The following is a 6326-nucleotide window of genomic DNA, read 5'->3' as shown; positions in this document are numbered from 1 at the left end:
GGTGCCCCTCGGCACACATGCGCGAGTTGATCAGGATTTGCGCCATGGCATCCTTCGCCGCCTGGGATTCTTCCTTCTGGTAAGCCTTGTACACCCCGTCTATAAAATCTTTCGGGTGATAGTAGGAAATAAACTGCAGCGCGTCTGCCACGCTTTCAATCAGGTCATCCTGGCGAATTACAGTGGTCATGGGTGCCTCATCAGGTTGAAATCGTTATAAAGGTATCTTTAAAAACAGGACGAACAGTTTACCAGATATTCGAAAGAACAAGGCACCCGACACAAGACGAAGCTTTACCTTAACAAATGCCTGAAAAACGGTATTATCCTAACCAAATGATAAAAAAACACTCAGAAAGAACACCAGGAGAAACCGTGACAGACTTTGTTCATACCGAAATCAACAACCAGATTCTAACCGTTCGAATTAACCGCCCGGAACGCAAAAACGCTCTCACTCACGCCATGTACACGGCCCTGGGCGATGCCATCGAACAAGCGGAAGCGGATGCCAACATTCGCTGCACACTGTTTACAGGCAGCGATGAGTGCTTTACCGCCGGCAACGACCTGAGTGACTTTGCCAGCGGCCTGCCCGGAGACTTCAAAGAAACACCCGTAGGCCGGTTTTTGCTGCTCTTGGCCAATGCCAACAAACCCATTGTGGCTTCTGTGAATGGCCCAGCCGTTGGCATTGGCACCACCATGCTGCTGCACTGCGACATGGTGTTTGCCGGCAGCAACGCTGGTTTCAAAATGCCGTTTGCCAGCCTGGGCCTTTGCCCCGAAGGCGGCTCCAGCCTGCTGCTACCCTCCTGGCTTGGGCGAGTGAGGGCCGCCGAACTGTTAATGCTAGGCGAAACCTTCAACGCAGACGATGCGCATCGCCTTGGGCTGATTAACCGCGTGTGTGAACCCGCAACCACAGAAGCGGCAGCGCTTGAAGCCTGCCAGAAGCTTGCCAGCCAGCCACCGGCAGCTATTCGGGCCACCAAACAGTTACTGAGCAGCCCTACTCACGAAGAGCTTACTGCCACCATGCTGGCCGAAGGCAAGCTGTTTTCAGAACGCTTGAAATCACCAGAAGCCGCTGAAGCCTTCGGGGCATTTCTACAGAAACGAAAGCCGGATTTTTCAAGCTTTAAATAACGCCCTCGCCCGCCAAGAATCCTGTTTTGGCGGGCAATTGATACAGATTGTAAAAACCCCGGTATATCCCCTTGCCAAGGCTCGACAAACGGCCCGGCGCCATCTATTTTGCAATAAGGCCGAACTCCCCTCGTGCGTGGACGTTCTAAACAGCAAGAATCACACTTTTGGCTGATCAACACTGGCGCCAGTGGCGCTATAGTCATAAATACAGAAATTGGCTTGAAGCGCTGGCTATACTTTCAGGCAACAGCTAAAGCACAACATAACGATACAACAACAGGAAAAGGTTCCACCCATGTTCAAGAAAACTCTAATAAGTCTTGCCGTGGCGTCTTCCCTTGGGCTAACAGGTTGCCTTAGTGGTTCTGATGACGGGGGTAATGCTGATCCGGATTATCAAATCAGCAATCCTGATATTGATGGGAAAACTTGGCCGATCTTTAACCCCGTAACAAGCAAACTGCCCATTCCCAACGATTTAATTTTCGATTCGGAGCTAGGCGATGGAACCTTTGGCGTCGACGACACCTCTCCGCCAGTCACTACTGCGCTAAATGAACTGAGTGGCGCCTCAACCGTCGCCCCGGCAGTTATCCAGTTTAATGGACAAATTGCTAAAGACAGCGCTGTATATGGTAAGTCCGTTTTTTTACTTGAACTTGAATACGCCAGCGGTGACCCGGTACAAGGCCTGAGCAATCAGGAACCTCCAACTGTAGCCGGGCTCGCAGCAGCTCGCGCTGACGTCGAAACTCTCGATGGCCTGTCCGCAATTCGCATTCTGCCTCTGGAGCCCCTTAACCCGCAGAAGCGCTATATTGCAGTGGTCACTAAAGGCGTTAGCGACATAAATGGCGATGCGATTATCGCGTCTCCAACTTATGGCAGCCTTACGGATGAAAACCAGCCACTGGGAACGGCAACCCTTGCGCCAGTCAGAGCGCTAATCAATAATCTTTGGGAAGCGTCTGCTCAGGGCTTTTTCTCGAAAGCAGGGCTTCCGCTCACGGACGACGACATTGCGATCAGTTACAGCTTCACCACTTCTAATGATGAAAAGGTTCTGCAGTACATCGCCGAACCGGGTGCCTGGTTTGAGGATCAGTTAACCACGTTTGTAAAAGTATCAGCTGCAGAAGCTGCAATGGTGGGTGGCGCAAAGGATTACGCGTCGGTAAAAACTGTTGTCGACAAAGCTGTGACTGACTTCCCCAGTGATGCCATTAAAACGGCGCTCAGCCCTACTTTTGATGCTGTACCACCAACAGGCTGTGGCGGCACGACTGGCGAGGCCGCCATTCAATGTGTTTCCGTGGGCCTTGCTAAAAAAATCGCGGCAGCATTACCAACTCCCAATAATGATAACCGCAGCGCTGCAGATTTTACCCTTAGCGACCCAACTCCTGTAGGCCTGGTTTCAGCCGCTGCGGGTTCTGTATACGATTCCTTTAACACAAAGCTAGGCGGCGGTGCACCAGAGGTTCTTGCTGTTCAGGGAACAGTTTCACTCCCTTACTATTTGGGCACCCCAAAAAGTAAAGGCGGCGCCGCGGCAATACTTTCCAGCTCCTGGACCGCAGACAACGCAATTGCCGCCGGCTTGAATACGCAGTTTGAGGCTATTAACCTCGAAATCCCCCATGGAGCTGAAAATGACAGCGGTGAATTTAAGTCCAACACCGTAAACTACATATTCCCCTTCCCCAAAAAGCAGGCGGATGTTGACGTTCCAGCATTAGTTCTCTATCCCAAAGTAGCCACTACTAAGGGTGTAGTGATATTCCAGCATGGCATCACTACCGACCGGAGTACGGCACTGACATTCGGTACAGCTCTGGCTACGCTCGGGTATACCGTTGTGGCTATTGACCAGCCTTTGCACGGGATTGCGGCGTTTACTGCAGAGGAGCAAGAGGCACTGGTACAGAAGCTGTTATTAGGCGCCAACCCTGACTTTACAGAACCGCAACTCGCAGCATTAACAGGGTTGATTCTTGCCGAAAAGACCGATGTGCTTGCAGCAGAACTCGGCGGTGGCATTGCAACACCCGAATCTATCGGCCAAGCGATGTCCCTGATTAATACTGCAAAAAATGCAGGCAGTACTGTTCCTGGCTTGGCCCCCATGGAAGGTGAGCGCCACTTCGGCATATACTCGCCGACTCCTGGTGATCTGAAGCCTATTGACTACGCGACCGGTGAAGGCGACTCAGGCAGCATGTTCATCAACCTGCTGAACTTCACCAATACCCGCGATAACATTCGTCAGAGTGCGGTTGATCAGATGAACCTGCGAGTAAGCCTGAACGATCTTGACCTTACGCCTCAAGGAGGCGCCGACCTTAGTAATGCAAAAGTGTTCTTTGCTGGGCATTCTCTGGGCACCATCACCGGCGCGCCATTTATCGCCAGTGTGAACGCAAACCAGCTCCAGGCCCCCTTTGCAGATCCATCCTATAACGACATTGAAGCTGCAAGCATGCTAACCCCAGGCGGCGGCATTGTTCGCATGCTGGAGAACTCTCCATCCTTTGCGCCGCGCATTCTGTATGGCCTGCAACAATCAGCTGGCTTGGATCAAGGTGATGCAGATCTCGAAAGCTTCTTGAACATATTCCAGGCAACTATAGATTCTGCCGATCCGATCAACTTCGCAGATAACCTGAAAGCTTCCACACCAGCCTACCTGCAATCTGTGGTTCAAGGCGACGCGGTCATTCCAAATGCTGCCGACGAAGCACTTTGGGGCATTGCTCCTTTAGATGCAACAATCCCAGCCGCAGCTACAGATCTGCCGGTTGCCGTTACTGTGAATAGCTTCAATGCGCCACTGGCAGGCTCTTTCCCGCTGAGTCTGATGTACGAAGACGGTCGCGATAATGCACTGTTTGCGTTGTATGACCAGGCTACTTATGGAGGCACCACTGATAGTGAGGGCAAACCGATCCCGCTGGATCACGGCACACCAGTATCGGGATCACCAACTGGCGCATTTGGGCAAATGGTTCTTGAAACTCACGCAACCTTTACACCTACACCTTAGGATTTAAACAGACTGTAATTAGTCAGGTGTAACTTAAGAACTCCCCTTCGGCTTTTGCCAGAGGGGATTTTTTTATGGTGCAATAATAAACTTTTCAATCCGACCGTGAACTTCCCCGTCATTAATTGAAATGGCCGGCAACAAACCCGCCTCGATAAGTCAGAGCATTTACATTAGGGGGTTAGCGATATTGATCCACATCTATACTATTGTTGCGTATCCGGATTACAGCGACTCTGAATTCTGCTCCTGCGGCAAGCGTCCGACGTCCTCAACACCTGATCGACTCCATCGAGGGTAAAGTGGGATCTACCCGGCTCCCGCAGACAGTTATAACAACCCACAAAAAAGCCCCGACGGCCTATCAATCGAGGCCAGCAGGGCTTTCAAGGTCATGCTTTAGTAATTACATCTCCGCTTTAACCACTTTTTCCCCGTTCGTCAGCAGGTTTTGCTTAATCTCCTGTTCACTGAACAACAACTTACGATACTGTTTCTGGCTGTATTTCTCGCTTTGTGTAGCAAAATACGCATCCTTGGCTGGATCCGCAGTTTGACCATAACTCACAAGCCCATAAGCCTCCGGCCCATTGTCAGTAAACTCAAGGCCAAAGTGCCAGCTTGTTCCTCGAGCAATCAGCCAGCCTTCTCCATCTTTCGAAGACAGTCCGGCAGCAACCCTGGTTTCGTCAGGCTCGTCAGGGTTACGTTTGTACGCAGGAGTAGATATGCGCGGGAATCGCGTGTCCTCTGCATATACGCTGTCGGCTACACCAACAGCGTTAAATGCACCATCCACATTGCCGTCACCACCATGCCAGGGGATTGGTTCTGAAAGAGGCACTGGGCTCGTAAGATTATCGCCCGGCACAACCTCTCCTGAGGGCTGGTAGTACTGAACATCACCTAACTTACTATCCAGCGCTATATCCGCATCCGTAAGCACAATGACTGCAGCACCAAGGGATTGCAACATAGGATCATCGCCTCCAGCAGCCACAACCGATGGATCTGCCGGGGTGTTCACCGGATCCGCTGGGTTAAACGCTGTTGTAAGATCATCCGGAAAACTGGTCCGATAGATATCAATAAACGTTCTGAACACATGCGCACCGGTGCTTTCAAGATCATAAGTGCCGTTCCAGCTGGCCAGTGCAGTACATGCTGCGGTCACATCCTGAGTACCAGGGTTCGTTATCACCGGCTCATCCGGAAGCAGGCCCTGAGGCACATCTACCGAAGTAGCACCGGAACAGCGATTTTTTAGCTCGGGAAGGAACTGTTCCGCGTACCAGGCCCGGTTATTCCAGATCACGTTGATGAGCTCTTTCGCACTGAACTTATCATTATCACCCGCTGGCGGCGTTACTCCTGCCATTCCAGGCTCAGTCGGGTTCTGGAGCATTTTCAAGCCCAAACGTGTTCGGGGATTAATCTCTGCATTCTCCTCGCCATAAATAGGCGAGTAGCCAGTCAGGAACTCGTTCGGGTTTGTAGCCCAGTAACTGCTATTGGAGTTTTGCACATAATCAGACCGGACTAGCTTAGGCTTCTGATCATAGGTTGTTAAGCCACCACATTCACCCTCAACCCAATCATCAAAACCTTTCGAACCATCCAGCAACGTAACGCCCGCATCAAACAGTTTGGCATAGTCTTCGCTGACTGATCGTTTGAAGTTAATCAGAGCAATTGTCTTCTCTGACAAGTTAGGAGCAGAGCTGCTATCGATATAAAATGCATTACCGTCGGCATCTGCATAGGTAGAGTTTACCCATAGCGTAGTACCACAGTTGCGAAACACATCCTGGAACTCTTGCAGATTACTGGCCCTGCTCATTCCCAGCCAGGAGTCCAGCAAGTCACCAGTGTTAGCGTTAGCATCACGATACGTATAAGCGGTGCCATTTTCGCCCCATTTTGGCAGGCCACCGTCTGTGACTGCGTTAGCGGACAACATTGGGCCGTATTCGGAGAAGTAGAAAGTCCGCTCAACAACCGCCGGATTGGGGCCACTTGTGGCCACCTCGATCTGGAAGGACTCTTGAGTGATCGGCTTTTCTTCACCATCTTTAATCGTGAATTCAGATAATAACTGCAGCACTTTGGTGTAACCAGGTAGAGGTGGGAG

Annotated in this window: 4 protein-coding genes; 2 read left to right on the top strand and 2 right to left on the bottom strand. The window is 51.2% G+C overall.

Annotated elements, in window-relative coordinates; all coding sequences use genetic code 11:
• Positions 1–190, bottom strand: a 190-nt coding sequence (locus tag ACTHYN_RS16030) for a fumarate hydratase (protein ID WP_441813405.1), incomplete at its 3' end; no start/stop codon positions are given.
• Between the two features lie 185 nt (positions 191–375).
• Here ACTHYN_RS16030 and ACTHYN_RS16025 point away from each other — a divergent pair.
• Positions 376–1149, top strand: a complete 774-nt coding sequence (locus ACTHYN_RS16025) for an enoyl-CoA hydratase (RefSeq protein ID WP_441813404.1) — start codon at positions 376–378, stop codon at positions 1147–1149.
• Positions 1150–1447: 298 nt separating this feature from the next.
• Positions 1448–4195 carry a hypothetical protein gene (locus ACTHYN_RS16020; protein WP_441813403.1) on the top strand — a complete coding sequence of 916 codons (2748 nt, stop codon included), beginning with the start codon at positions 1448–1450 and terminating at the stop codon, positions 4193–4195.
• Positions 4196–4601: 406 nt separating this feature from the next.
• Here the strand turns inward: ACTHYN_RS16020 and ACTHYN_RS16015 are convergent.
• On the bottom strand, positions 4602–6326 hold a 1725-nt coding region (locus ACTHYN_RS16015; RefSeq protein ID WP_441813402.1), incomplete at its 5' end, for a penicillin acylase family protein.

The organism is Marinobacter sp., assembly GCF_052091845.1.
Lineage (GTDB): Bacteria > Pseudomonadota > Gammaproteobacteria > Pseudomonadales > Oleiphilaceae > Marinobacter.
Note: the sequence above shows the minus strand (reverse complement) of the source record. Positions and strands in the feature narration are given on the sequence as shown.

Excerpts from the sequence above, each read along its gene's own strand:
- ACTHYN_RS16020 (WP_441813403.1), top strand. The coding sequence starts at position 1,448 with ATGTTCAAGAAAACTCTAATAAGTCTTGCCGTGGCGTCTTCCCTTGGG.